This is a genomic window from Nocardia exalbida NBRC 100660 (genome assembly GCF_000308575.1).
In the GTDB taxonomy this organism is placed as follows: Bacteria; Actinomycetota; Actinomycetes; order Mycobacteriales; family Mycobacteriaceae; genus Nocardia; species Nocardia exalbida.
In genome coordinates this window covers 1-26,440 of record NZ_BAFZ01000097.1, presented here as the reverse complement: position 1 = coordinate 26,440, position 26,440 = coordinate 1, and the positions used below count along the sequence as shown (strand labels likewise).

Here is a 26,440-nt window from a genome sequence, read left to right as displayed (position 1 = left end):
GACTTGCCTGCGCTCCGCGGCGCGGGACCGGTTGGTGTCGGCCACCGGCGACGACGACCCGGTGGCGCTCGATGCCCCCGCTGCCGGTGCGGTCGCGTTTGTCACTACAGCCGGATTCGCTTCGTGCTGTTGTGCGTCAAGAGCTTTCGTGCTCGCCGGAGTTCCCGGCACATCCCGAGGCGAACCGGTGCCCGCTGCGGCGTCGGACGTCTCGTCGACATCGGACACAGGTCCGGAGCTCCCCCGATTTCCGCCGCCAGGGGTGGACGCCGACCCATCGGTCTCGGTCGGCACCTCGGAATCGCCGGTCGGCGGCGTCGCGCCGATTCGGCTGTCGGCAGAGGACTTTTCGACGGCCGCATCGATGCGACGGGTCAGCGCGCGCAGCGCGTAGATACCCGCGGCAACGCCGACGACCGTCGGCAACGCGGCGGACAGACCGGTACGCGTCACTGCCACCCATGCCGTGACCACCCCGAACACCACGAACAACCACGAACCGGCGGCTCGGCCGGTCCGTTCGATCGCACCGGCCAGTCCGGCGACCAGCGCGGTGATCACGCCCATGATCAGGTACAGCGCGGCCTTGTCGTTGGTGCCGAAGGTGGTGATGGCCCATTCCCGCAACCCCTCGGGCGTGTGGTCGACCACGGCCGATCCGAGGACGTGCAGTGGCGCGCTGCCGGGATCGAGAACAGCCGCGAGGAGTTCGGCCACACCCAGCGTCAGGCCCGCCGAGACCATCCCGGCCGGCACGCGCAGTCGTAGATCGGCCATGGCATCGAGACTACTGCGGGTGGGCCGCCGCAACCGCCGACCCGATCGGCCACCGTCGTCGCCGCTCGATCGCCTACGAACTTCGGCCGACCTCGCTCGCGGTGCATTCGGTCGCGCTTACGGCGTGTGCTCCTGGCCGGGACCTGTTCGTCGTGAACGAGCCGGGACACGCGAAAGGCGCTGTCCGCGAACAGCGGACAGCGCCTCTCGGCGATCAGCTCAGTTGTAGATGCTCGCCACGTCGTCGGCGTGCTGCTTCATCACGACCGCGCGCTTGAGCGACATCTTCGGGGTGAGCTCGCCGGTCTCCTGGGTCCAGTCGTTGGTCAGCAGACGGATCTTCTTGATCTGCTCGGCGTGCGAGACCTTCTTGTTGGTCTCGGCTACCGCCGCGTCCACCTCGGCGATCAGATCCGGGTTCTCGATCAGCTTCTCGATCGGGGTGTCGGCGGGCAGGTTGTTGCGTTCCTTCCAGCCGGGCAGCGACTCCGGGTCCAGCGTGATCAGCGCGCCGATGAACGGCTGGCCGTCGCCGACCACCATCACCTGGCTGATCAGCGGGTGCGCCCGCAGCGAGTCCTCCAGCAGCGCGGGGGAGACGTTCTTGCCACCGGCGGTGACGATGATCTCCTTCTTGCGGCCGGTGATGGTGATGAAGCCGTCGCCGTCGATGGCACCGAGGTCGCCGGTCTTGAACCAGCCGTCCTCGAAGGCGTCCTCGGTGGCCTCCGCGTTGCCCCAGTAGCCGCTGAACACGACCGAGCCGCGCACCAGCAGTTCCCCGTCCTCGGCGATCTTCGCGGCATGGCCCTCGATCGGGCGACCGACCGAGCCGACCCGGATGTGCTCCGGGGTGTTCACCGCGATGGCCGCGGTGGTCTCGGTGAGACCGTAGCCCTCGTAGATGGTCACGCCGACGCCGCGGAAGAAGTGACCCAGCCGCGCGCCGAGCGGACCGCCGCCGGAGACGGCCGCCTCGCACCGACCGCCGAGGGCGGCGCGCAGCTTGCTGTAGACCAGCTTGTCGAACAGCGCGTGCTTCAGCTTCAGCGCGATGCCCGGTCCGCCGTTGTCGAGCGCCTCGCTCCACGCGATCGCGGTATCGGCGGCGGCGTCGAAGATCTTGCCCTTGCCGCCGTCGTGCGCCTTCTGCTTGGCGCTGTTGAACACCTTCTCGAACACCCGCGGCACCGAGAGGATGAAGTCCGGCTGGTAGCTGCCGAACTGCTCGACCAGGGTGGACCAGTCGGCGGTGTGCGCGACGATCACCTTCGCGTCGAACGCGGCCAGCGCGACGGCGCGGGCGAAGACGTGCGCCAGCGGCAGGAACATGAGGGTCTTCTTGCCCTCGGTGACGTACTTGCGCAGCGCGATCCGGTCGGACTTGGACTCCGCGTACAGGTTCGCGTGGGTCAGCATGACGCCCTTGGGGCGGCCCGTGGTACCCGAGGTGTAGATCAGGGTGGCGGGCGACTGCGCGCCGACCTGGGCGCGACGCTCGTGCACGGCCTGGTCGTCCAGCTCGGCGCCGCGGGTGGTCAGCTCGTCCAGCGCGCCCTTGTCGATCTGCAGGGTCTCCCGCAGGTCCGGCAGCGACCCGGAGTCGATCTCGTCGATCACCTTGCGGTGCTTGTCGCTGTCCAGGATCAGCAGCTTGGTGGCCGAGTCCTGCAGGATCCACTTGGCCTGCTCGGCGGCGGAACTGTCGTAGATCGCGACGGTGCAGCCGCCCGCGGCCCAGATGGCGAAATCGAGGACGGCCCACTCGTAGCGAGTGGGGGCCATGATGGCGACGCGATCGCCGAGTTCGATCCCCGAAGCGATCAGGCCTTTCGCCACCCCGGTGACGGTTTTCGCGAACTCCGCGGCGGTGAGATCCCGCCAGCCGCCACTGCCGTCCGGCAGGTTGAACAGCACCGCATTCGGTGACTGCTCGGCGTGGCGGAAGACGTTCTCGGAATTGTTCGCGTCATCCGGAATGGTGTAGGAAGCCGGGACTTCGAACTCTCGCATCAGTGCCCTTCCACGTGGGTTTACTCGCCAGTAATCTACGACACCTGCGCGAGGGCCGTGAGGTCGACCACCGGAATCGCCTCCGTACATCACTGCAGGCTGGGGACCCGCTCGGGTTTCATCCTAGTTCGCGCAGGTCCGCCGGTTGAATGGCTTCGCGCAGGAACTCCGCGAGTTCGCGCAGCGCGGCTGCCGCGGGCCCGGCCAGCGCGGCCTGCAGCTGAGCGACGTGCCACAAGCCCTTGCTCTCGGTGAAGCGGACGTGTACGCCCGCCTCGCGCAGGGCGGCGACCAGCGCGACGCACTGGCGGTGCAGCAGTTCGCTGACGTCCACCTGCACGTAGGTGGGCGGCAGGCCGCGCAGTTCACCGGTCAGCGGGGCGTAGGCCGGGTCGGTCCCGTCGCCGTCGCCCAGGTAGGCGGCCGCGCAGGCTCGTGACCAGGGCTTGTTGATCACCAGATCGCGTTCCCGCTCCGGGATCTCGTTGGGGTCGGCCCAGGGGGCGATCAAACCGAGCGCGGCCGGGGTCTGCCCGTGCCGGGCGATCAGGCGCTGCGCGAGCGCGAGCGACAGTCCGCCGCCCGCGGAATCCCCGGAGACGGCGATCTGATCCGGCCGCAGGCCCGAACTCGCCACGAGTTCCAGGAACGCCGCTTCGGCGTCCTCCAGTGCGGCGGGGAAGGGGTGCTCCGGCGCCAGCCGGTAGTCCAGCACGTAGACCGCGCACCCGGTGTCCCGCGCCAGCCGGGCCGCCAGCGAGCGGTGTGTCGCGGGCGAGCCGACCGCGTATCCGCCTCCGTGCAGATAGAGAACCGCGCCGTGCTCGGAGGTGTCCGCGAAGCCGATCCGCTCGGCGGGCCTGCCGCCGAGGCGCAGCGGCTGCACGACGGCGCCCGCGGGCAACAACTGCGCCCGTGAACTCACGTCGAGCAGCCTGCGCTGCATCGTGAACGGCAACCGCTTGTTCAGTGTCACCCGGAAGATCGGATTCAGTACCGCCCGCGCCAGGGGCAGCGGAAGATCGATGTCGCGCATTCGTCGTTCCTCGGATTCCGGCTCAGGGCAGGAAGCGGCGCTCGACGTTGGCCGCGATCCGCTGGTAGCCCGACGCGGTCACCCGCACGAACAGATCCAGCAGCTTGGCCTCCCAGCCGATCAGCACGCGGCCGTGGCCCTTGCGCACGCCCTCGGTGATGGTCTGCGCCGCCATCTCGGGGGTGTGGATGGCCAGCTTCTTGTCGAACATCGAGGCGGCCGACTTGCTGTCGATGCCCTCGGCGTAGGTGGCGTTGCGCGCGACCGCGGTCTTGATGCCGCCGGGGTGCACGCAGGTGACCTTGACCGGGTGCCGGGCCACCAGCATCTCCTGGCGCAGCGACTCGGTGAAACCGCGCACCGCGAACTTCGCCGCGTTGTAGGCGCTCTGGCCGGGGATCGCGATGAGGCCGAAGAGGCTGGACACGTTGACGATGTGGCCGTCGCCGGACTCGATCACCATCGGCAGGAACGCCTTGGTGCCGTTGACGACGCCCCAGAAGTCGACGTCCATCACGCGCTCGAAGTCCTTGTACTCCGAGCGGATGACCTCGCCGTGGTGGGCGATGCCCGCGTTGTTGTAGACCTGGTGCACGGTGCCGAAGTGCGCTTTCACCGCGTCGGCGTAGAGGATCACCGCTTCGCGTTCGACCACGTTCAGCCGGTCGGACTTGACCTGCGCGCCGAGCTGCTCGCAGCGGCGCGTGGTCTCGGCGAGGCCGTCGACGTCGATATCCGACAGCGCCAGTTTCGCGCCGCGCCGGGCCAGGTTCTCCGCCAGCGCCCGGCCGATCCCGGAGCCCGCTCCGGTGATCACACAAACCTTGTCCTTGAAGTAAGCGTCATTGCTCACGATGCCACTGCTTTCACATCGGTTCGGGAAATGGAGATGTCGTACGCCGACACGTCGAATGTCCTGGTCAGGCGACGGAATTCGAAGGTGAAGTCCGGCCACAACGTGGTGTTGTTGCCGTGCTTGTCCAGGTACCAGCTCGAGCACCCGCCGGTCAGCCAGACACTGCCTGCCAGCTTCGCCTGCAAGTCCTTGTTGTAGGCATCCTGCACGTCGCGGCGCACTTCCACGGTACGCAGGTCGAGGCGGTCGATGGTAGCCAGCGCGTCGGCGACGTAGTTGATCTGCGATTCGATCATGTACACCATCGAGGTGTGCCCGAGGCCGACGTTCGGGCCGAGCAGGAAGAACATATTGGGGAAGTTGGCGATCGTGGAGCCCTTGTAGCCCTGCTGGCCGATCTCGTCGAACACCTCCGACAGCGTGCGCCCGTCGCGGCCGAAGATCGTCTCGTAGGTCGGCGAGTCGGTGACGTGGAAGCCGGTGGCCACGATCAGCGCGTCGATCTCGCGCTCGGTGCCGTCCTCGGTGACGATCGAGTTCGCGCGCACCTCGGCGATGCCGTCGGTGACCACGTCGACGTTGGGGCGCGCCAGCGCGGGGTAGTAGTCGTTGGAGATCAGCATGCGCTTGCAGCCGATCCGGAAGTTCGGCGTGACCTTGGCGCGCAACTGCGGATCACGAATCTCGTAGCGCAGTTTCGCCTTCGCGATCGCCTCGAACAGCTGCATCAGGGCCGGAACCTTGGCCAGGCCGACCACCTGGGTCTCGCGCGCGGCGTAGATGGCCGCGCGGGATAGTCGCTGCAGGCCCGGCACGTGCTTGAAGGCGAGTCGCTCGGCCTTCGTGTACGGGCGGTCAAGGCGCGGCAGCAGCCAGGGCGCGGTGCGCTGGTAGACGTCCAGGTGGCCGACCTTCGGGGCGATGGCGGGCACGATCTGGATGGCCGAGGCGCCGGTGCCGATGATGGCGACCCGCTTACCGGTGAGATCGGCGTCGTGATTCCAGCGGGCGGAGTGGAAGATCTCGCCTTCGAAGTCGTTGATGCCTTTGATGTCCGGCAGCGCGGGCTCGCACAGGGCGCCGACCGCCGAGACCACCGTGTCGGCGGTGAAGCTGCCCTTGCTCGACTCGATCTCCCACAGCGCGGTCTCGGTGTTCCAGCGGGCGCTGGTCACATCGCAGTCGAAGACGTGCTTGTCGCGCACGTCGTAGCGCTTCGACACGTCCTGGATGTACTGCTGGATCTCACCCTGCTTGGAGAACGACCGCGACCAGTCCGGATTCAGCGCGAACGAGTACGAGTACAGGTGCGAAGGAACGTCGCAGGCCGCGCCGGGGTAGGTGTTGTCGCGCCAGGTGCCGCCGACATCGCTGCCGCGTTCGAGCACGAGGAAGTCGTTGCGACCCTGCTGGGTCAGCCGGATGGCCAGACCCAGACCCGCGAACCCGCTGCCGATGATGATCGTCCTGGCGTGGCGCGTGGATCGGTCGGCGACAGCTTTGTCTGTAACCTTGCGACTCATGTAACGCAGCCTACGGTGCTATTGAGCACGAGTCAACAGCGTATTGACTCCCGTTCAGTAGGATGTGCCGGTGACCAGAACTCAGTCGGACGCCCCCAAGCGCACGCGGCTCAGCCCCGACGAGCGCCGCGAGCAGCTGATCACCCTGGGCGCCAAGATGCTCGGCGAGCGCTCCATCGACGACATCTCCGTCAGCGAGATCGCCGCCCAGGCCGGCATCTCCCGAGGTCTGCTGTTCCACTACTTCCCGACCAAGCAGGATTTCCAGTTGGCGATCGTGCGACACGCCAACGCCGAACTGATCGAGCGCGTAATCCCGGACCGCTCGCTCGGTCTGTTCGAGATGCTGCGCGACTCGATCGAGCGCTACATCGAGTACGTCACCGAGAACCGCACGTCCTACCTCGCGCTGTTGCGTGGGCCGACCAGCGTCAGCCCGGAGCTGGCCCCGCTGGTCGATCAGACCCGTGACGCCATCATCGGCATCATCCTCGCCGAGACGCCGGTTCCGGTCGCCGAGTCCGACCATCCGCGGCTCATGCTCGCCATGCGCGGGTGGATCGCGTTCGTCGAGGAATCCACGCTCACCTGGCTGCGCTCCGAACCCATCTCCCGCGAACAGCTCGTCGACCTGCTGGTCGAATCGTTGATCGCCATAGCGTTCTCGGTGGATCCGGCTCTGGCTTCGGCGCTGCGAGGGTGAGGAGGTCTTGCTCGCGTCTGCCGGATCTCGGCCCATTCGGCCTACGGCCGCTGCCGCGCCGGTGGTGTGACGATCAGTCGTCCGCCGCGTTGTAGCGGACCAGGTATCCGGCGAGTTCGGCGAGGTCCTCGTCGTCCCAGTCGCGGAACCGTTCGGCGAACGCCTCCCGGCGGCGCTGTTCGGCCTCCCGTGCGATCCGCTGCCCGGCGGGAGTGGCGCGCAGGATGTGGTTGCGGCGGTTGGCCGGATCGACCTCGCGGGTGAGATAACCGAGCCGTTCCAGCGCCGCCACCTGTCGGCTCACCGTGGATTTGTCCAGCAGGAAGTGTCCGGCCAGTTCTGTGGCCAGGCAGCCGTCACGCTCGATGACCAGGTCCAGAATGCTCGACGCCACCAGCGGCAGTTCCGGATGCAGCTCGGCGGCCCGGCCGCGGGCCCGACGGGCGAATGCGGTGAGTTCGCGCTGGATCGTTCGGATCGCGGTGGAGCGAGTGGGAGATGCTGGAGTATGCCGCATGGTTGTATAGTACAACTAGGATAGTTGTATTTACCAACCTTTTGGAGAGAGTCCTCGCATGCAACAACTTCGACATGTCGCCGCGCATCTGCTCACCCCGCTGCTGATGTGTCTCGGCATGGCACTGGCGTATCTGGGCGCGTTCCACCAGCCCGAGCCCAATCACCTGAAGGTGGCCATCGTGGGTGATACGCCGCAGGTCAAGGTGCTGGCGCAGACACTGAAAGACCGCGCTGGAGACGCACTCGAGGTTGTCACCCTGCCCGGCCGTGACGAGGCGGTAGGACAGTTGCGCGAGCGGACGCTGGCCGGTGCCTATGTGCCGGAATCGCACGAAGCCCTGGTCGCGAAGGCCGGTTCCGACACCACCGCGATGGCGGCCGAGGCTGTCTTCGGCCGCATCGCCGCCCAGCAAGGGGCGCCGGTCGAGGTCACCGATATCGCTCCGCCGGGTACCGGCGATCCGACCGCGCAGGGCCTGTTCTTCCTGCTGGTGGCATTGAGCATCGGCTCCTACGGCAGCGTCGCGGCGATCGGCGCGGCCGGGGCGGGACTGAGCATGGGCCTGCGCGCACTGCTGGGCCTGGTCACATCATTGGCGGTGAGCGTTATCGGCCTCGGTGTCGCCGGGCCGGTATTCCATGTGGTCGACCACGACTACGCCGCCGTCTGGGCGATGTCGTGGCTCTATTCAGCAGGGATTCTCGCGGTGGGCATCGGGTTGCACACCTTCTTACGGCGCTGGACCACGCTGACGATGATGGTGCTGTTCGTGATGCTCAACTTCACGACATCGGGCGGCGTGTACGGACCGTGGCTGCAGAACGATTTCTTCGGTGCGCTGCATTCCTTCTGGAACGGGGCGGGTTTCGTCGAGGGCGCGCGCACCCTGCTGTACTTCGACGGCGGGGCGGGGTTCGGTAACCGGGTGTTGAGCTTGGTGCTGTGGCTGGCGGCCGGCGCGGGACTGGTCCTGGTGGCGGGCGGCTACGAGCGCAGGCGCCGCACGCAGGCCCGCACGGAGGCGGTGCCCGTCACGGAACGCGCGGCCGAGGAAGAGATCGAAGAGGCGGTCGGGGTCTGAACGTGCGCCGCCCGAGTTGATCGGCGGACGGTCCACGAGTGTGGTGCTGCCCACACGCCGCACTCCGCATGCCTTTGTGCTGCCAATACCGTGCTGTTCCAGTGCCTTTCGATTTTGTGTCGGAAAACCCGGCGCATACCGTTGGGTGGTCGATGGTGTGGGACGGCGATGGAGGCCGCCGATGTTGGTCATCAATGAACGAACGACGGCGCCGCGATCCGAACAGCGCGTGCTCGACTGGATGCGGAGTTGGACCGGCCAGTACGTCATTGTGGGACTCGCGATCTCGGGGTGTTACCTACCCGACCGCGAGCGCAAGGACGAAACGCAAGAAGCCGATCTGGTGGTGATCACTCCCAGAGCCGCGGTCGTCGTCGAGGTCAAGGGCACCGTCCCGGAGGCGACGAGCGGTGTCCTGTCGGTGCAGGCCAACGGCCGCTGGCGGCTGTCCGGCTACGCGGGCGACCCGGTCCACGTGCGCGACCACGACAGCAGCCCGTTCGACCAGGTGACCAACAACGTCTTCAACTTGAAGGCGCTGGTGCGCAAGCACAATGCCGACGCCTTCGTCGACGGACTGATCGTCGTAGTGCCGCCCAAGGATTCGAACCTCACGCTGAACATCGAGTCACGCAGGCGCGGTTGCGCGGTGGTGCTCGGGGCCGGGCAGGCCGACCTGCGCGCGTGGTTCCACCGCACCGCGAGCCGCAAGCTGATCTGGACCGCCGAACGCACGCACGCCCTGCTCACCGACTTGAACCTGGGCGATCAGGTCACCGTCGACGACTTGGCAGCGGACGGTTTCCCGCCGGAGCAGAAGTTGCGGGCCGGGACGCTGGCGGCGCTGGAGAGTGTCACGCGGAAGGCTCCTGAACTCGAGGAGAGGACGGCTACGGATGGGTCCGACGCCGACGAGTCGGCGGGTTCGGACGCACCACCGGTGGATACCGTGCCCGAGCCGCCGGACGCCGATCCGGATGCAGCGCGGCTCACCGCATCGACGCGAGTCGTCGAGGGCCGTGACGTCACAGACGATGGTGACCATCAGCTCTCGGAAGCAGATCAGTCGACTGCATCGCTGTCTACGCCCGAGCAGACCGACGCCCGTGAACCCGGTATCGGAGAGCCCGAGGGTTCGGAGTCCGAGCACGGGAGGCGGTCCGATACCGAAAGCGCACCGCAGGGTGACAGGTCGTCGACGGCTCGGCAGCCGCTCGAGCACACGGCTGTTCCGGACAGCAGCCAGGACGTACAGGCGTCCGAGTCACATCCCCCGCAGGCGCCCGTCGCCGCGGCGGTGCAGATGCAACCTACCGAGGAAGATCCGTTCGCGCCGGAATTCCTCGCGCCGGAGCCGCCATCGATGCCCGAGCCGTTGGATACGACAGCTCATTCGTACGCTCGCGACGAAGAGGGCCAGTCGGCCTTCTCTCTCGCGGACGCGCGGCCGTTCGCACCTGGCGTGCCAGAAGATAACCAACCGGAGCAGCCGCGCTTCGAAGGCCGACTCGCGGCGAGGCCCACAGGGGCAGAAGCGGCGAGGCCCGCACGGGAAGAAGTCGCCGAGCCGTATTCCTATGCGACGGAACGCTTCGCCGCCGGACACGTGGCGTCGATACGCCCCGCCGCAGCTGAGTCCCCCGCGCCGGAACGAACTGAACCGGAACCCCCGCCCGCCGAAGAGGATGTCGATCCGGCTGCACAGACAGCCCCCGCACCGTCGTCATTCACGGACAGTTGGTCGTCGTGGATCGAGCCCGATCCCGACCGGCCGCCGCGCCCGCGCCCGCCGCAGGCACCTCAGCCGAGCCGGCCCACAGCATGGTCCACACCCACCCCCGAACCGCAGCCACTGCGCCGCCCCGCGCCGACCGCTGTGCTCGAGCGGCCACGGATCACGGTTCGCGACCAGATAACCGCGCTGTCAGCGCGCATCCCCGGCCGCACCTCCGAGAAATCGAAGCCACGCAGCCACCGCTCACAACAGATCGCCGCGGTAGCACTGATCCTGCTCGTCATCGGCATGATCTGGATCCTGGCGGCCTCCTGCTCGACGCCCACGGGCGGCGCCGTGCAACCGACCCAAGCTCCTGTGCTCACCACCGAGGCGGTTCCCCCACCGCCGCCGGTCACGGAAACTCCGGCCCGCATGAACCTGCTGCCTTTGTGCACTCCGCGCACGCCGAAGTGCTGACCACGCAGGCGGGCATGCGGTCGGTTTCGACTCGTCGGATCGACAACGAGACCTGCTGTCACCATGACACTCGCGCCGCCGAGCTCGCCGCGACGGCGCAGCCGGGCCGGGCGGCGGACCTGCTGCGGCGGGCGGTCCGCTTGGTGCCCGAAGTCGCGCCGCTCGCGGCCTGGTCCGTTCTCTACCTTGCTTTGACCGTCTGGTGGTAGCCCGCCGCACCTCTCGCCGTCGTCATCGCCGCGACCGCTCATCACCGAATCCGCGCTACCACCGATACCTGCGCCACACTGCTGGAAAACGCCACACGCCATCACCTCGCCACCGAGCTCGGCATCGACCACACCGGTCCCTCGGCCCGCATCTGGGTCATGCCCTCACCCGCCACCTCCGTCCGTCAACCGCGTGACCCTGGAGGGATGCGGTGCCTGCTTCCCACACATGGCACCCCGGCTCTGAGTTGCATTCTGGTTGAATGGAATTGGCGGAACCGTGATGTTGCTCGTAGCACCGATCTCTGGAAGGACGCGTGTTCACCACTACCGAATCCGAGCTGGATGATCTCTACGCGGCCATCGAGGAATCCGCGCGGCTATGGAACGTGCCCTGCACTCGAGAAGCTGTCCGGCCCACTCTGACCGCGTACGGCGCGATGCTCGCGCGTTCCGTGATCTCCCTCCGAGTGGTCACCGACGCCCGCCGCTCGGGAGACCTCGACTACCGCTTCTTGACGCTGCCGAGCGACATCGACCCTTACGACATCGCCCTTTCCAACGAACTCATCTCCGAGACCGATCATCCGGTCGGCGCTCTGCTGGACCAGGTCCGGGAACGGTGCCCCATCCACAGCTACGGGATCGATATCGGTGTAGTCGGCGGCTTCAAGAAAATCTGGCCGTTCTTTCCTGCCGATGGCATGCAGAAGGTATCGGAGCTCGCCGAACTACCGTCCATGCCGCCCAGTCTCGCCGACCATGCCCGCATGTTCGCACGTCACGGCCTGGAGGACAAAGTCGGCTTGCTCGGCATCGACTACCACGACAAGACGATGAACGTGTACTTCCCCGGCCTGTCGGCCGAGTACTTCGAACCCCGCGCCATCGTGTCGCTGCACCGGGATGCCGGACTCCCGGATCCGAGCGATGACTTTCTCGCACTCACCGAGAAAGCATTCGATATCTACGCCACCATCAGCTGGGAATCGCCCCGGATCGAGCGCCTCTGTTTTCCGGTGATAACACCGGATCCGAGAACGCTACCGGTTCCGATCGAACCGCGCTTCGAGCAACTCGTCGACGAAGTTCCGATCAGCACGACCGACCGTCGATTCACCTACGCCGCCACCTCGTCGCCCGGCGGGGAGTCCTATAAGTTCAGTTGGTTCTACCAATGGCAGCCCAGGATATTGGACAGGATGAAGACGTCCGATTCATAGGACTGTCGATAGGGCGTTCCGTCGTCTTCGCATGACTTGTCCGTGGAGCGTCACCTTGTCCGCGTCGCAAGCGGATTGGCTCCATATCCCGAGTAGCGACTACTCGCGCTGCTCGAGCCAGCGAGTGCGATGGCGATATCAATGGTGGCCGCCGCGTCAGCTGTTGATAGTTGCCGGGGGCGTGCCCAGAGCGTGGGCTGAACCGGTTCGCCTGGCAGCGGCCTGGTGCCAGGTCGCTCTGCGCTTCGACGCTGTCGAGGAAGGCGGAGTTGAGCGCCACAACCGACCAAGATCTCCTACCTCGCTCTACCGGTACCCAAGCGCGTATCGGTTAGGATTCGCGTCATGAGTGATGGGGGGACACCAGCCTCTGGCCGGAACCTCGCGGTGGTGCCCGAGAAGGTGCGCGAGGTCGGCAAGTACGTCTACGAGTTGGCGGAGGCGCTGCACGCGGCGTTGGACTCCACCGCGACGGACGTCGCTTCGCTGACCGATGGCGGCTGGACCGGGGACGCGGCCAACGAATTCTCCGAGGGCTGGACCGAGGTCCGCGATGGCGGCGCCAGAATCATGACCGCCCTGACTGGTATGGCGGAAAAGCTCGGCGTCACCGCGGAAAGCTATCAAGCACGCGATGAAAGCAACGCTGCGTCTCTGAGCACTTCGAGTTTGGATCTGCCATGAACTCTCGGTTTTCGGTCGACCTGGACCATCTCGATGAGATCGTGGTCCGTCTGTCGGGTCTGGCCGGATTCATCGGCGAGCATCTCGATGAGATCGATAACCGGGTCGCGACCCTGGCCGGTACTGAGTGGGAAGGGGTTGCGGCCCAGGCGTATGCCGATGCCCACACGCAATGGATCGCCGGGGCAAGGGAATTCGTCGAAGGTGTGAAGGACGTCAGCGACGCAGCGAAGGCGGCCCATGCGCGCTACACCACCGCCCACGACACGAACTACAAGATGTTCTCCCAGGGATAGGACACATGGGTGTACTGGTTATCGACTGGCAGACCTACTACGACGCAGGCAAGAAATGCCACGCCCTGGCAACCGACCTCCGTGCCGCCGACAAACCGGTCCACGACGCGGTCAAGGGTGAATGCGCGGGCATGGCCGGGAACACCGCGGGCTGCGAACAATGGGGGAGCACCTACGACCGCGTCGCCCGGGAAACGATGCAGACCTGCACGAACCTGGCCGACGCCCTGACCAACTTCGGCAACATGCTCTACGCCGCCGGGTACAACTGGGCACTGTCCAACAACTCCGACCCGATGCCCGACCGGCCCACCGTGACGGCGATGTCGGAGTACAAGGTGACCATCCCGACTTCGGTCGGCAACAACGGTGACGGTGTCACCGAGGGAAAGGGCAGTGTCCCCGGCTTCTACGACGCTCTGGTCGGGAAGGTCCAGGAAGAGTTCGGAAGCAAGCTGCCCAACGGCAACAAGGACAAGCTCGCCAAGGCCGCATCGACCTGGAAGACATTCGCCGAACATAGGACCATCACCGATGCCGCATCCCGGATAACCGAGATCAGCAACCTTTTCAGCGACATCCAGGACAAAAAAGGCCTCGACTCCATCCTCGGTCACCTCACCACCCTTAGCGGCGGCGCCACCCAGCTTGCCTCCGCGTCCCTCAACCTCGCCACACCTGTCGCGGAATACAGCACCGCCACCTCCGAAACCCGCGACAAATTCCGGGACGCGGTCACCAACGCTTTGATAGCAGCCGGAACCACTGTCGTCATCGGCGTCGCCGCGTCCTGGATCACCGCCGCACTCAGCGACGTCGCCGCCGGTGTCGGCGTCGTAGCGATCGCGGGCAACACCGCCAGAGTGCTCAAAAGCACCTACGATGCCAGCAAACTCATCAAAATAATCGGCACTGCCTCCGCGGTGGCGGGTGCCGCAGCCTTCACCGTCACTGCGTTCGACAAAGTCCCCAGCCTCACCGATATCGCGCTCAAACTTGCTGCCATCATCGCCATGAAGGCTTACATCGATGATGAGGACAAATTCGAGAACTTGCCGCTGGCTCCGGGCAATCCGGCCCCGGGCATGACTGATGAAGTTGAGAAGTACATCCTTGGGAAGCATGTCAAAGGCGCTCCCAACTACAATCCGTCGAAGGGCACCTGGCCTGACACGATTACCGGCGAGGAGCTCGACGAGCTGGCCGAGGCCGCCGAAAACTCACCGGCGCGCGGACCCAACCACGACGGCAATTTCGAACGCGAGGTCGACGCCGGTAAAGTTATCGGCAGCGTGTCGGAGCAGTTGGGCGGCCACGCCACCAGCCGATACAAGATCATTACCGACCGATTCGGCGGCATTATCACCATGTATCCGATCCCGTAGATGCCAGGAGTTGAATTGGGAATCGACATAATTATGCAAAATCGAATCCACGAGCGGATCGAACTGGTATATGGTGACGCGGAAGATACGCTGGCCAGGTATCGAGAGAATGCTCCGGCTGGTTCGCTACTTCGGGGTCTTCACGCGCACGCGGACACAATGTTCAACACAACCCAGCTGACCATGCTCCTGGACGAGCTAGCAAATCTGTCGTCGAACAACGACAAAGAAGCGGAGATGCTCGCCGTATTGCGCGATGCTGCCGAAACCGCTATCCGTAGGAACGGGTATCTATGGTTCAGTGGAGACTGAATTCGTGCACGTGTACGCCACTGCTGTAGTCGGTTCTGCGCGCAGCGCGCCGCGGCAATTTACGCATACGGGTGCCTGGCATAGTGGCCGGTTTGGTCACCCCTCGCGGACGAAATATAAACGTAGTCGGCGCCGTCGTCGGCCAGTTCCCGCCTGCGGCGCGTCATCGGACATGATCATGTATTCCCTCCCACTACAGTTCACCGAACCCGGTTCGATTCATACCGGTGATCGCAGGTCTCCGCCCGGATTTCGACAGGATCAGCGGGTACGGCCAGTTCGAGGCGATGAATACCGGCGGGCCGGTATTGCGACCGCTGGAGATGCATGACAAGCACCGTCAAGTTGGTTGCGATTCATCGCACCGTGATCCACACGACGCGAAGTGCGGCTGTGTTGGTCAATTCGTCTTGGTGTTCTTCAGGTGACGACCGATGTATCCGATGTAGATTTTCCCATCTTTCGGCCAGTGGTCCAGGTAGTACATCCTCGGACTGACCATCCCTATCTGGGCGAGTCGGAAATGGGCTTGCATTTCAATCCATCCGCTCGGGGATGCATGATTCGGTACACGGAAGCGCCGCAGGTGGCCCCACTGCTGCATAGTTGTCGCCGATTCCCCGGCGGCATGCTTTTTGAGCGAAACAGTCTGATATCCGTCAGGAGTCCGAGAGAGATAGTCGTGAACGCTACCCGACCATACTCCGTCGTTTCTGGCACGAATATAGTCACGTAGTGCCAATACGGCTTTCCATCCCACTCGTGCGGATGCGCCGAGTTGGTCGTATGGCTCCAGTTCGAGGCATAACTTCGGATCGCCGGTGAAAACCTTCACTTTCCATCTTCCTGATCATATCTACCAGATCGATAAATGAGTCAGGATAGGCGGTAATCTCTGATGTAGGGGTGAGAGTTTTTGCTATATCGAATGCCTGAACTGCTCTCAGTTCCTTGCGCAGCCAGCGCGACTCGTCAGAGAGGCGCTGACGTTCTTCGAATTCCACACCGTATTCGAGCTGCCAATAATCGGCTTTTTCACGTAGCTCAGCGATTTGATCTTCGAGTGAGTCGAGTTGTTCCTGCTTCTGTTCGAGAAGTTGATTTGTTCGGTGCAACGCTGCTGGATCGGCGCCGGGGTTGACCCGCGACTTGATCGATTCGAGAGTCGCTCGATCAATTGCCCTCGACGTCGGCGGTGTAGATCCCCGAAACCAGTGGCACTTCGACCCATGCCGACCGCTGGACGCTGTTCCCTTTCACGATGACCAGCACAGAGGCTCCCTGCTTCGAGAAGGTGTCCTCCATCTCCACCGGTGCGCCGACTTCGCGTTCCACCTGCTCTCGCCCAAGGTATTCCTGCTGGTAGACGTAGACGCGGTCCCAGCTTCCGCCGGCAAGGTCGCGCAGTGGCGCGGATCCGCCCTTCCGCCACAGGTCGTTCAATCGTGCTGACAGCGTCTTGTCCTCACTCAGGTGTGGTTCGAACGGGCCGCCGCCGACGTGTGCCAAAAGTCCGGCCATCGCCAACACCGGCACAGCGACGAGAAGAACGCCCCACAGCACCCTACGAAGCCACTTTCCCTTAGTAGTAGGTTCCGTTCTTGGGCTCACCGCGCGTCACCTCCGGGTCGTGACCATCTCGCGCCGGGGGCTCTTTGTCGGTAATCCCCGTGTCGCCGAATGGCACCTGGTTGCTGTACTTCAGTTGACCGTCGGGTCCGACGACAACCAACTGACCGCTTTCCACCGCGTTCTTCGTCGCGGCGTGCGACCGCGATGCGGTTGTTGGCCGAATTCGGCTGCCGGATCGCCGGTCCAGGAACCGGTGAGCAGCGAATTCACATCCCTGGCAGCGGGACCCAGTGCGGACTGGGGCGCCGCCGACAAGCTCGGACCCGGTCCCGGGTTCCCCCGTCGCTCATACGCTGAAGGATCCCGGGGGGTCTCAAGGGTGTCCACCGCCGACTTCCCCGTGTGGAGCCGGTCTCAGGAAACGTGAACCGGGCCGAATGCAGGAGAGAGCGCTCGAGTCAGGGATGACTCAGTCCGCTGGAACGCTTCGGCGATGATCTCCGCCTTTCCACCGTGTGGACCTCGCTGGACCCGAGGGGCCGGCATGGCGCGGCGGAAGATACCGCACGCAATCGGGCGCGGCAGACAGCTGAATTCGGCGGCTGGACCCGTCGACCTCGCCTCCCGGCTTACGTTTTGGGGCCGTCGAATTCGGTTGCGAGGCAGAAGCTAGGGGATTGCCTGGCGTGGCGTGGGGCAACGATCAACACTGACTGGCACGCGTTCAACCCAGTGCGTGGATCTGTTCATCGAACCCCGGAGACGGCATGAACAAGTCGATCGTCCAGTTGCTCATCGATAGAGCCATTTATACCAGAGAGCGCTGACACCCTTTTCGTGCGGGGGTGGTCGCTCGATCAGCAGCCGACCCGGTCGGGCAAGACTGCGCCGACGCCTCCCCACGGTCTGGCAGTGTCGGTGACCAGCGAAAAGTGGAGTACATCGTGGCAGATCTCTTGCCGTTCGTGATCGCGGGAATCGTATCCGGCTCGGTTTATGGGCTAGCCGCGGTGGGTCTGGTGCTCACCTACAAGACGTCGGGAGTGTTCAATTTCGCCCACGGTGCCATGGCTACGGTGTCGGCTTACGGGTTCTACACCTTGCATGTCATCAATGGGTTTGCGTGGCAGCTCGCCGCGGCCATCTGTGTTCTCTGTCTGGGTCCGGCCATGGGCTTGGCGCTGGAATTGCTGGCCCGCGTTGTCGACCAGGCGACAGTGGAACTGCGGATCGCCGCGACCATCGGCATTCTGCTGTTGGTCCAGGCGGGCGTGACTCTGTATTACGGGCAGACGACGACGCGCATCGTTCCGGCCTTCCTGCCGCAGGGTGGATTCGCCGCCTTCGGTGTGCAGGTGCAGTGGTCGGATGTCACCACGTTCGGGGTCGCGGTACTGGCGACCGGCGCGCTCTCGGCCGCGCTGCGGTTGACCCGGCGTGGTGTCGCGATGCGCGCGGTCGTCGGTAACGCGCCGTTGCTGGATCTGGCTGGGACCAGCCCGGTGCGCACTCGGCGATGGGCCTGGTGTATCGGCACCGGTCTGGCGTCGCTGTCCGGGGTGCTGTTCGCGCCGTTGATTCCGCTCGATCCTATGCAGCTGACGTTGCTGGTCGTCCAGGCGTTCGGAGCGGCGGCCATCGGCCGGTTCACGAGCCTGCCATGGAGCTTCGGCGGTGGACTGCTCATCGGGGTGTTCGCCGCCCTGGCTACCCGCTACTTCACCACCGGGTTGGCCGCGGGAGTTCCCGCCGCATTGCCGTTCCTGGCGTTGTTCCTCGTGCTGCTCGTCATGCCGCGTCGCTTCCTGCTGGACCGGGATCGGGTGACCCGGCGTATCCGTTCCGGCTGGACTGCTCCGCCGGCGCTGCAATCCGTTGGTGGGGTCGTGGTGGTGGTCGTGCTGGCGCTGGTTCCGTCGTTCGCGGGCATTCACCTGACGGATTGGACTGTGGCGCTGGCGATGACGCTCGTCTTTCTCTCGCTCGGCCTGTTGGTTCGCACGTCCGGTCAAGTCTCGCTGTGTCACGTGGCTTTCACCGCGATCGGCGCCTGCGCGTTCTCGCACTTCGCGGTCGATTGGCGGTGGCCGTGGCCGCTCGCTCTCCTCGCCTGTGGTCTGGTGGTCGTGCCGATCGGTGCGGTGTTGTCGATTCCGGCCATTCGGCTCAGCGGCCTGTATCTGGCGCTGGCGACCTTCGGATTCGGCGTCGTGCTCCAGATGATGTTCTACAGCCGGCCCTATATGTTCGGCACCAGCGGTCTCGGCCTGCCGATGCCGCGCCCCAGCGTATTCGGACTGGACTCCGACCCGTCCTTCTACCGGCTCGTGCTGGTACTGGCCACGGTCGGCACGCTGATAGTGGTGGCGTTGGACAAGAGCAGGCTCGGACGATTGCTCCGGGGTCTGGCCGAATCGCCGACCGCGCTGCGGACCAACGGTGTCTCCATCGAGGTCACTCGCGTTCTCGTCTTCTGCGTGTCGGCGTTCCTCGCGGCGTTGGGCGGCGCACTCGCAGGAATGGCCCAGACCACTGCCTCGGCGACCAACTACCAGTCGCTACTGTCGGTCACCTATTTCGCCGTCATTGTCATCATGGTGGGCCGGGAGCCGTGGTATTCGCTGCTGGCCGCGGTCGCGCTCATCCTGGTGCCGTCCTACGTCCCCGTCGCAGGTATGTCGCTGTGGCTCCAGGTCCTGTTCGGCATCCTGGTGGTGCTCCGTGCCGCCACCGCGAGCCGCCTGAAGGTTCCCGGATCGATCCGGTCCCGGCTGGACAGCGCGTTTCGCCGCAAGCGGTCGCCGGCGGTTGTCGCGGTGGAGCCACCCACGAGGCAGCCCTCAGCGCTGCTGGAGGTGCGGGATCTTTCAGTCCGTTTCGGCGGCGTGGTGGCCGTCGACGGCGTCTCGTTCGAGGCGCGTACCGGGCGGATCACCGGACTCATCGGCCCGAACGGTGCGGGCAAGACGACGACGTTCGATGCCTGCACCGGTCTCGTCCAGGCCAACGCCGGCGAGGTGCGACTGCAGGACCGGGTGATCAGCCGCGTCTCGACGTCCCGCCGGGCGCGGCTCGGCATCGGGCGAACTTTTCAGCGGACGGAGCTGTTCGATTCCCTTACCGTGGCCGAAAACGTCGCGATGGGAGCCGAAGGGCCACTCGCCGGAGCGAATCCGCTCGCCCAACTGTTCGCGGCCCACGGACATGCCGGGAGGGTGCGCGCCGCCGCGGCTTCCGCTATGGCGTTGTGCGGAATCGAATCCATCAAGGATTCTCGCGTCGGCGCGCTGTCCACCGGGCAGCGAAGACTGGTCGAACTCGCGCGATGTCTTGCCGGGCCGTACCGGATCCTGTTGCTCGACGAGCCGAGCGCGGGTCTGGATCGCGCGGAGACCGCGCGCTTCGGGCAGATTCTCCGGCATGTCGTCGCCGAACGCGGCGTCGGAATCGTCCTGGTAGAGCACGACATGTCGCTGGTGCTCGAGATCTGCGAGGAGATCTTCGTACTCGACTTCGGCCGCCTGATATTCCGGGGCTCGCCCGCGCGGGTCCGGGCTTCGGAGGTGGTGCAGCACGCCTATCTCGGCGTACCGATCACGGACGAGAACCGGCTGAAGGAACCCGTAGCATGACCGGCCGGAGCAAGGGGGCCGAAGCTCAGGGCCCTGGGTCGTGCGCAAGGGGACGCAGCACGACCGGCACCGAGTTCGCACTCGAATTGCGCTCGATCACCGCGGGCTACGGCACGACGACGGTGCTGCACGACGTCGACCTAGCCGTTTCACCTCGCTCGGTCGTGGCGTTGCTCGGACCGAACGGCGCCGGAAAGTCGACGCTGCTCAGGGTGGCCTCCGGGCTTCTGCGAGCGCGATCGGGAACCGTGTCGATCGGCGGAGCAGATCTGACCCACGCTCGCCCGGCACGCCGCGCCCGTGCGGGTTTGTGCCTGATCCCGGAGGGACGAGGTGTGTTCGCGGACTTGACGGTCCGGGAGAACCTACGCCTGCTGACACCGCCGTGGCGCCGAGTCAGCACCGATGACGTGCTCGATGTCTTCCCCCCGCTGCGAGCGAAGCTGGATCAGCGGGCAGGTTCGCTGTCCGGCGGGCAGCAACAGATGCTGGCACTGGGGCGCGCCTGGCTGGCCGATCCGGCGGTTGTCCTGCTCGACGAGGTCTCGATGGGCCTGGCTCCGCTGGTCGTGGACGAGATCTTCGCGGCCCTCGGCGAATTGCGTACCACGGGCGCGGCGATTGTGCTGGTCGAGCAGTACGTCGATCACGCGCTCGCGATGGCCGATCACGTGGTGTTGCTCAGCCGCGGCACCGTCGCGTTCGCCGGACCCGCCACGAGGATCGGCCGAGATGTCGTGCTGCGGAACTACCTCGGCGTCGACGGGGGACACACAGACTTGCCGGCATCGCCGGCGGGACACCCATCCGGAACCGCGGCCGGGCCCATGGGCGTAGCGAATACTCGGTATCCAGGAGTGCAGTAATGAGGAAGAGAAGGTTTCTGTGGTGCGTGGCGCCGATACTGGCGGCAGCGCTCGCGCTCACATCGTGTTCGGCCGACTCGACGAGTAACGGGTCCAAAACCGTGGGTCCGGTGAAGGTGTCCGACGGCGGCCTCAAAGGCGATCCGATCGTCATCGGATCTATTTGCAGCTGCAGCGGCCCTGCCGCCGGATCGGTGGGGCGCAGCAGCGACGTGCTGCAGGCGTGGGCGTCATGGGTCAACGATCGTGGCGGAATCAATGGGCACCCGGTCGAGCTCATCACCTACGACGACCAGCAGAATCCGACGACGGCGCTGGCGGTGGCGAAAAGACTGGTCGAAGAGGACAAGGTGGTCGCCATCGTCGGCCAAACCAGCCTGGTCAGTTCGAGTTGGCAGAGCTACGTCGACAGTAAGGGCATTCCGGTCATCGGCGGACAGCCGGTCGATGCCCCGTTCATCACCGATCCGAACTTCTTCACCTCCGGAACTACGCTGCCGGTGCTGATGCTGGGCGAAGTCGCCCAGGCCAAGAAGGCGGGCGCGAAGAAACTCGGCGTCTACTATTGCGCCGAGATCCCGGTCTGCGAGCAGCTGCCGCAGATGGTGAAGCCGATGGCCGAACAGTCCGGTCTGGGATTCGCTTCGGAGAAAGTCGCGATTGCGGCGCCGAACTACATCGCGCCCTGCCTGGCATTCAAGGAAAAAGGTGTCGACGCCGTCTTCCCCGGCGTTTCGGTCGAGGCGATTTCGCGTATCGCGGCATCCTGTGCCCAGCAAGGTTACAAACCGATTCAGGCTCCTACCGGCGTGAGCCTGCAGAAGGCGTGGGCCACGGACCCGAACTTCGAGGGCAGCATTTTCGCAGGCTCCAATGCGCTGTACACCGACGAATCCATTCCGGCCATCAAGGATTTCAATGACGCTCTCGCCGAGTACATTCCCGGCCTGCGGGACAGCACGGACTTCAGCTCACCGCTGCTGTGGCCGTGGGCAGGCGGGCAGCTCTTCCTGGCAGCGGCCGAAGCTGCCGGCCTCTCGCCGTCTTCGACGAGCGCGGATGTGATCAAAGGGCTGCGCGCACTGCGCGACGAGACCCTCGGCGGCCTCGCTCCGCCGCTGACCTTCCCGGAAGGCAAACCGGCCTTTCCGATGTGCTACTTCACCGGAAACACCAAAGGCGGTGCATTCCACTCCGACAACGGTGGTAAGCCGACCTGCATCGACGAGGCTACTGCTGCTGCTCTGATGAAAGCGCTCGCGCCGTCCTGAAACGCGAACCGGGCCGAATCGCTTCGTGTACGAAGGCGATTCGGCCCGGTTTCGTGGTCAGGGAACTAGCTGGTCGGTTCGAACGACTCCGCGATGATCTCCGCCTGTTCCACCGCGTGCACCTTGCTCGACCCCGAGGACGGGGCCGACATCGCGCGGCGGGAGATGCGGCGCAGCTTGGTGTTGGCGAAGCGGGCGGGGAGGGTTTCGGGGAGGTTGAGGCCGAAGAAGGGCCAGGCGCCCTGGTTGGCCGGTTCCTCCTGGACCCATGCCAGATCGGTGGCGTTGGGGTAGCCCTCCAAGGCCTCGTTCAGGCGGCGGACGGGCAGCGGGTAGAGCTGCTCGATGCGCACGATCGCCACGTCTTCGCGCTTCTGCTTGGCCTTTTCGGCGGCCAGCTCGTAGTAGAGCTTGCCGCTGGTCAGCAGGACGCGCTTGACCTTGCTGCGGTCGCCGATGCCCTGCTCGTAGGCGGGTTCGTCGAAGACCGAGCGGAACTTGCTCTCGGTGAAGTCCTTCAGATCCGAGACCACGGCCTTGTTGCGCAGCATCGACTTCGGGGTGAAGACGATCAGCGGGCGGCGGATGCCGTCGAGTGCGTGGCGGCGCAGCAGGTGGAAGTAGTTGGCCGGGGTGGACGGCACCGCGACGGTCATCGAGCCTTCCGCGCACAACTGCAGGAAGCGCTCGATTCGGCCGGAGGTGTGGTCCGGGCCCTGACCCTCGTGGCCGTGCGGCAGCAGCAGCACGACGTCGGAGAGCTGGCCCCACTTGGCCTCGCCGGAGGAGATGAACTCGTCGATGATCGACTGCGCGCCGTTGACGAAGTCACCGAACTGGGCCTCCCACAACACCAGCGCGTTGGGGTTGCCCAGCGAGTAGCCGTACTCGAAGCCGACGGCGGCGAATTCGCTCAGCGCCGAGTCGTGCACGGCGAACCAGCCCGGGTTCTCGCTGCCGATGTTGTGCAGCGGGGTGTACTCCTCGGCGGTCTTGCGGTCGATGATCACCGCGTGCCGCTGGGTGAACGTGCCGCGGCGGGAGTCCTGACCGGTCAGGCGCACCGCGCGCCCCTCATCGATCAGGGTGCCGAAGGCGAGCAGCTCGGCGAAGGCCCAGTCGACCTTGCCCTCGTAGGCCATCTCACGGCGCTTCTCCAGCACCGGCTTCACGCGCGGGTGCACGTTGAAGCCGTCGGGCACGTTGAGGAACGCGTCGCCGATGCGCTGCAGGACGGCCTTGTCCACAGCCGTCACCACGCTCGCGGGCACCGGCTGGTCGTCTTCGACCGACGCGCTCGGTCCCGGCGAGTATTTCTCCAGCTCGCGGACCTCGTTGAACACCCGCTCCAGCTGGCCCTGGTAGTCGCGCAGCGCGTCCTCGGCCTCTTTCAGCGAGATGTCGCCGCGGCCGATCAGGCTCTCGGTGTAGGCCTTGCGGACCGAGCGCTTGGTGTCGATGACGTCGTACATCCACGGCTGGGTCATCGACGGGTCGTCGCCCTCGTTGTGGCCGCGCCGTCGGTAGCAGATCATGTCGATGACGACGTCCTTGCGGAACTTCTGCCGGAAGTCGACCGCCAGGCGCGCCACCCAGTCGCACGCCTCCGGGTCGTCGCCGTTGACGTGGAAGATCGGCGCGCCGATGAACTTCGCGATGTCGGTGGAGTACTCGGTGGAGCGGCTGTTCTCCGGCGCGGTGGTGAAGCCGATCTGGTTGTTCACCACGATGTGGATGGTGCCGCCGACCCGGTAGCCGCGCAGGCCCGACAGGTTCAGCGTCTCGGCGACCACGCCCTGACCGGCGAACGCGGCGTCACCGTGCAGCATGAGCGGCACGACCGAGAAGCCCTCCGCCCCGTCACCCTTGTCCAGCAGGTCCTGCTTGGCGCGGACCAGGCCCTCCAGGACCGGGTCGACCGCCTCGAGGTGCGAGGGGTTCGCGGTGAGCGAGACCTCGATCTCGTTGTCGCCGAACATCTGCAGGTAGGTGCCCTGCGCGCCGAGGTGGTACTTCACGTCGCCGGAGCCGTGCGTGGCGGCCGGGTTCATGTTGCCCTCGAACTCGGTGAAGATCTTCGAGTAGGGCTTGCCGACGATGTTGGCCAGCACGTTGAGCCTGCCGCGGTGCGGCATGCCGATGATGACCTCGTCGAGGCTGTGCTCGGCGCACTGGTCGATCACCGCGTCCATCATCGGGATGACGGCCTCGGCGCCCTCCAGCGAGAAGCGCTTCTGCCCGACGTACTTGGTCTGCAGGAAGGTCTCGAAGGCCTCCGCGGCGTTCAGCCGGTTCAGGATGTACTTCTGTTGCGCAACCGTCGGTTTCGCGTGCTTCTGCTCGACCCGCTCCTGGATCCACTGCAACTGCTCGGGTTCGAGGATATGGGTGTACTCCACACCGACGTGGCGGACGTAGGCGTCGCGCAGGACGGACAGCACGTCGCGCAGCTTCATCTGGTCCTGGCCGTGGAAGCCCGCCACATTGAACGTGCGGTCCAAGTCCCACAGCGTGAGGCCGTGCTGGGTGACGTCCAGGTCGGGGTGACTGCGGAACTTCTCCTTGACCAGCCGCAGCGGATCGGTGTCGGCCATCAGATGGCCGCGGTTGCGGTAGGCCGCGATCATCTCCAGCACGCGCGCGCTCTTGTCGACGCCGCGTTCGCGGATGTCCTTGCGCCAGCGGATCGGCTCGTACGGCACGCCGAGACCGTGGAAGATCTCATCGTAGAACTCGTCGGCGATCAGCAGCCGGTGGATGGTGCGCAGGAAGTCACCGGACTCCGCGCCCTGGATGATGCGGTGGTCGTAGGTGGAGGTGAGCGTCATCAGCTTGCCGATGCCCAGATCGGCGATGCGCTCGTCGCTCATGCCCTGGAACTCGGCGGGGTACTCCATCGCGCCCGCGCCGATGATCGCGCCCTGCCCGTTCATCAGGCGGGGGACCGAGTGCACGGTGCCGATGGTGCCCGGGTTGGTCAGCGAGATGGTGACGCCGGAGAAGTCCTCGGCGGTGAGCTTGCCGTCGCGGGCGCGGCGCACGATGTCCTCGTAGGCGGTGTGGAACTGCCCGAAGGTCATCGCCTCGCAGCCCTTGATGGCCGCGACGACCAGCGATCGGCTGCCGTCCTTGCCGGGCAGGTCGATGGCCAGGCCGAGGTTGGTGTGCGCGGGGGTGACCGCGTTCGGCTTGCCGTCGACCTCGGCGTAGTGCCGGTTCATGTTCGGGAAGGCCTTGACCGCCTGCACGATGGCGTAGCCGAGCAGGTGGGTGAAGGAGATCTTGCCGCCCCTGGTGCGGGCGAGGTGGTTGTTGATGACCAAGCGGTTGTCGATCATCAGTTTGGCCGGGATGGCGCGCACGCTGGTCGCGGTGGGGATGGTCAGCGAGGCGGCCATGTTCTTCGCCACCGCGGCGGCGGCGCCGCGCAGCACCTTCGACTCGTCGGCGGCGGTGTCGGCCTGCTTCGGGCCGGAGGTCGGCGCGGCGTTCGACGTCGGCGCCGGGGTGGTCTGTGGGGTGCGCGCGTTCACCGCGGCCGGCTTTGCGGCGGCCGGTGCGGGCTTTGCGGCGGCCGGTGCGGGCGCTTTCGGAGCCGCGGGGGAGGCGGGCTTGGTGCCGGCGGGCTTGGCGTCGTTGCGCTTGGCGGCCGCTGGAGCCGGTGCGGGAGCGGCAGCCTGCGCGGGCGCGGGGGCGGACTGGCTGTTGCCGGAGTCGCCACTCACCTCAGGCGTGTAGTCGGCCAGGAATTCGTGCCAGCTCTCGTCGACCGAAGATGGATCTTGCTTGAACTTCTGATACATCTCATCGACTAGCCACTGGTTCTGTCCGAACTGGGAAGTTGAGCTGCTCACAGCAGGTGTTCGCCTCATTTCGTTCTTCGCGCTGCGACGTTTGTGACGTGCCCGGCACGGGGATCAGCGGATTGCGCGCTGATGCGCCCTATCTGAGGATAGGCCCAGCAGCGAATCGGCGGATTCACCGACCACCCGACACCCCCGACCCTATTGGTGATGACCCGGCGTCACTCGAGAATATTCCCTCCGACGCCTGCGCCGCTGCCCACAGCCGGGTATACGGCCCGCCCGCCACGAGCAGCTCCGCGTGGGAGCCGATTTCCACGATTCGCCCATGGTCGACGACGGCGATCCGGTCGGCGCGCGCGGCCGTGCCGAGCCGGTGCGCGACGAGCACCGTGGTGCGGTCCCGGCTCAGCGACCGGCTCGCTGCCAGCACCGATGCCTCGGCGTCCGGGTCGAGTGTCGCGGTGGCCTCGTCGAGCAGCAG

The 26,440-nt window shown here is 65.8% G+C and carries 20 protein-coding genes and 2 pseudogenes; 12 read left to right on the top strand and 10 right to left on the bottom strand.

Annotated elements, in window-relative coordinates; translation table 11 throughout:
- The 5 genes and pseudogenes from ON29_RS23115 to ON29_RS23095 all read right to left on the bottom strand — a co-directional run.
- Positions 1 to 777 (bottom strand): annotated as a pseudogene (locus ON29_RS23115) (oxidoreductase); the annotation flags it as partial.
- A gap of 219 nt (positions 778 to 996) precedes the next feature.
- Entirely contained in the window at positions 997 to 2,790 is a 1,794-nt protein-coding gene (locus ON29_RS23110; protein ID WP_040869432.1) for an AMP-dependent synthetase/ligase, read from the bottom strand.
- A 118-nt stretch (positions 2,791 to 2,908) separates the two neighbouring features.
- Positions 2,909 to 3,826: an alpha/beta hydrolase gene (locus tag ON29_RS23105; protein WP_040869429.1), complete on the bottom strand. Its 918-nt coding sequence runs from the start codon at positions 3,824 to 3,826 to the stop codon at positions 2,909 to 2,911.
- A 22-nt stretch (positions 3,827 to 3,848) separates the two neighbouring features.
- Positions 3,849 to 4,679, bottom strand: a complete 831-nt coding sequence (locus tag ON29_RS23100; RefSeq protein ID WP_040869428.1) for an SDR family NAD(P)-dependent oxidoreductase — start codon at positions 4,677 to 4,679, stop codon at positions 3,849 to 3,851.
- Positions 4,676 to 6,205, bottom strand: coding sequence for a flavin-containing monooxygenase (locus ON29_RS23095; RefSeq protein WP_040869427.1), 1,530 nt, complete (start codon positions 6,203 to 6,205; stop codon positions 4,676 to 4,678). The genes ON29_RS23100 and ON29_RS23095 overlap by 4 nt, the downstream gene beginning before the upstream one ends.
- A gap of 70 nt (positions 6,206 to 6,275) precedes the next feature.
- Between ON29_RS23095 and ON29_RS23090 the strand changes: the two genes are divergently transcribed.
- Positions 6,276 to 6,908 (top strand): TetR/AcrR family transcriptional regulator, encoded by a 633-nt coding sequence (locus tag ON29_RS23090; protein ID WP_040869442.1) that lies wholly within the window; start codon positions 6,276 to 6,278, stop codon positions 6,906 to 6,908.
- A 73-nt stretch (positions 6,909 to 6,981) separates the two neighbouring features.
- Here ON29_RS23090 and ON29_RS23085 read toward each other — a convergent pair whose 3' ends face one another.
- A complete protein-coding gene (locus ON29_RS23085; RefSeq protein ID WP_051175501.1) occupies positions 6,982 to 7,425 on the bottom strand; it encodes a MarR family winged helix-turn-helix transcriptional regulator in 444 nt (147 codons plus the stop codon).
- 58 nt (positions 7,426 to 7,483) lie between these two features.
- On the opposite strand from ON29_RS23085, the gene ON29_RS23080 reads away from it, so the two are divergent.
- From ON29_RS23080 to ON29_RS36075, 8 genes are all read left to right on the top strand, one after another.
- Positions 7,484 to 8,509 (top strand): hypothetical protein, encoded by a 1,026-nt coding sequence (locus ON29_RS23080; RefSeq protein ID WP_040869425.1) that lies wholly within the window; start codon positions 7,484 to 7,486, stop codon positions 8,507 to 8,509.
- Positions 8,510 to 8,690: 181 nt separating this feature from the next.
- A complete protein-coding gene (locus tag ON29_RS23075) occupies positions 8,691 to 10,703 on the top strand; it encodes a nuclease-related domain-containing protein (protein ID WP_040869424.1) in 2,013 nt (670 codons plus the stop codon).
- Positions 10,676 to 10,912 carry a hypothetical protein gene (locus ON29_RS23070; protein WP_040869423.1) on the top strand — a complete coding sequence of 79 codons (237 nt, stop codon included), beginning with the start codon at positions 10,676 to 10,678 and terminating at the stop codon, positions 10,910 to 10,912. The genes ON29_RS23075 and ON29_RS23070 overlap by 28 nt, the downstream gene beginning before the upstream one ends.
- 317 nt (positions 10,913 to 11,229) lie before the next feature.
- Positions 11,230 to 12,135 carry an aromatic prenyltransferase gene (locus ON29_RS23065; RefSeq protein WP_040869421.1) on the top strand — a complete coding sequence of 302 codons (906 nt, stop codon included), beginning with the start codon at positions 11,230 to 11,232 and terminating at the stop codon, positions 12,133 to 12,135.
- A gap of 390 nt (positions 12,136 to 12,525) precedes the next feature.
- Positions 12,526 to 12,819 (top strand): WXG100 family type VII secretion target, encoded by a 294-nt coding sequence (locus tag ON29_RS23060; RefSeq protein ID WP_245549076.1) that lies wholly within the window; start codon positions 12,526 to 12,528, stop codon positions 12,817 to 12,819.
- Entirely contained in the window at positions 12,816 to 13,115 is a 300-nt protein-coding gene (locus ON29_RS23055; RefSeq protein WP_040869416.1) for a WXG100 family type VII secretion target, read from the top strand. The genes ON29_RS23060 and ON29_RS23055 overlap by 4 nt, the downstream gene beginning before the upstream one ends.
- 5 nt (positions 13,116 to 13,120) lie before the next feature.
- Positions 13,121 to 14,500, top strand: coding sequence for a hypothetical protein (locus ON29_RS23050; protein ID WP_245549075.1), 1,380 nt, complete (start codon positions 13,121 to 13,123; stop codon positions 14,498 to 14,500).
- Complete coding sequence (locus ON29_RS36075; RefSeq protein WP_157172870.1) at positions 14,501 to 14,812, top strand: hypothetical protein; 312 nt, start codon at positions 14,501 to 14,503, stop codon at positions 14,810 to 14,812.
- Positions 14,813 to 15,212: 400 nt separating this feature from the next.
- Here the strand turns inward: ON29_RS36075 and ON29_RS36070 are convergent, their stop codons facing one another.
- Positions 15,213 to 15,647 (bottom strand): hypothetical protein, encoded by a 435-nt coding sequence (locus ON29_RS36070; RefSeq protein WP_157172869.1) that lies wholly within the window; start codon positions 15,645 to 15,647, stop codon positions 15,213 to 15,215.
- A gap of 338 nt (positions 15,648 to 15,985) precedes the next feature.
- Positions 15,986 to 16,348, bottom strand: coding sequence for a hypothetical protein (locus ON29_RS23045; protein ID WP_040869415.1), 363 nt, complete (start codon positions 16,346 to 16,348; stop codon positions 15,986 to 15,988).
- A gap of 980 nt (positions 16,349 to 17,328) precedes the next feature.
- Here ON29_RS23045 and ON29_RS23040 point away from each other — a divergent pair.
- The 3 genes from ON29_RS23040 to ON29_RS23030 all read left to right on the top strand — a co-directional run bounded on the left by ON29_RS23040 (position 17,329) and on the right by ON29_RS23030 (position 22,153).
- Complete coding sequence (locus ON29_RS23040; RefSeq protein ID WP_040869436.1) at positions 17,329 to 20,016, top strand: ABC transporter permease subunit; 2,688 nt, start codon at positions 17,329 to 17,331, stop codon at positions 20,014 to 20,016.
- Positions 20,013 to 20,882: an ABC transporter ATP-binding protein gene (locus ON29_RS23035; RefSeq protein WP_063825365.1), complete on the top strand. Its 870-nt coding sequence runs from the start codon at positions 20,013 to 20,015 to the stop codon at positions 20,880 to 20,882. Before ON29_RS23040 ends, ON29_RS23035 begins: the two co-directional genes overlap by 4 nt.
- Positions 20,883 to 20,992: 110 nt before the next feature.
- The gene (locus ON29_RS23030) at positions 20,993 to 22,153 is read left to right on the top strand and encodes an ABC transporter substrate-binding protein (RefSeq protein WP_157172868.1); all 1,161 of its coding nucleotides are present in this window, start codon (positions 20,993 to 20,995) and stop codon (positions 22,151 to 22,153) included.
- Between the two features lie 65 nt (positions 22,154 to 22,218).
- On the opposite strand, the gene ON29_RS23025 is transcribed toward ON29_RS23030, so the two are convergent.
- Positions 22,219 to 25,956, bottom strand: a complete 3,738-nt coding sequence (locus ON29_RS23025) for a multifunctional oxoglutarate decarboxylase/oxoglutarate dehydrogenase thiamine pyrophosphate-binding subunit/dihydrolipoyllysine-residue succinyltransferase subunit (RefSeq protein WP_040869412.1) — start codon at positions 25,954 to 25,956, stop codon at positions 22,219 to 22,221.
- Between the two features lie 175 nt (positions 25,957 to 26,131).
- Positions 26,132 to 26,440, bottom strand: a pseudogene (locus ON29_RS23020) (hypothetical protein); the annotation flags it as partial.

What these genes read in the sequence shown, in the direction of transcription:
- ON29_RS23085 (WP_051175501.1), bottom strand. Translation starts at nt 7,425, where the DNA reads ATGCGGCATACTCCAGCATCTCCCACTCGCTCCACCGCGATCCGAACG.
- ON29_RS23025 (WP_040869412.1), bottom strand. Translation starts at nt 25,956, where the DNA reads ATGTATCAGAAGTTCAAGCAAGATCCATCTTCGGTCGACGAGAGCTGG.
- ON29_RS23050 (WP_245549075.1), top strand. Translation starts at nt 13,121, where the DNA reads ATGGGTGTACTGGTTATCGACTGGCAGACCTACTACGACGCAGGCAAG.
- ON29_RS23080 (WP_040869425.1), top strand. Translation starts at nt 7,484, where the DNA reads ATGCAACAACTTCGACATGTCGCCGCGCATCTGCTCACCCCGCTGCTG.
- ON29_RS23105 (WP_040869429.1), bottom strand. Translation starts at nt 3,826, where the DNA reads ATGCGCGACATCGATCTTCCGCTGCCCCTGGCGCGGGCGGTACTGAAT.
- ON29_RS23075 (WP_040869424.1), top strand. Translation starts at nt 8,691, where the DNA reads ATGTTGGTCATCAATGAACGAACGACGGCGCCGCGATCCGAACAGCGC.
- ON29_RS36075 (WP_157172870.1), top strand. Translation starts at nt 14,501, where the DNA reads ATGCCAGGAGTTGAATTGGGAATCGACATAATTATGCAAAATCGAATC.
- ON29_RS23110 (WP_040869432.1), bottom strand. Translation starts at nt 2,790, where the DNA reads ATGCGAGAGTTCGAAGTCCCGGCTTCCTACACCATTCCGGATGACGCG.
- ON29_RS23055 (WP_040869416.1), top strand. Translation starts at nt 12,816, where the DNA reads ATGAACTCTCGGTTTTCGGTCGACCTGGACCATCTCGATGAGATCGTG.
- ON29_RS23095 (WP_040869427.1), bottom strand. Translation starts at nt 6,205, where the DNA reads ATGAGTCGCAAGGTTACAGACAAAGCTGTCGCCGACCGATCCACGCGC.
- ON29_RS23035 (WP_063825365.1), top strand. Translation starts at nt 20,013, where the DNA reads ATGACCGGCCGGAGCAAGGGGGCCGAAGCTCAGGGCCCTGGGTCGTGC.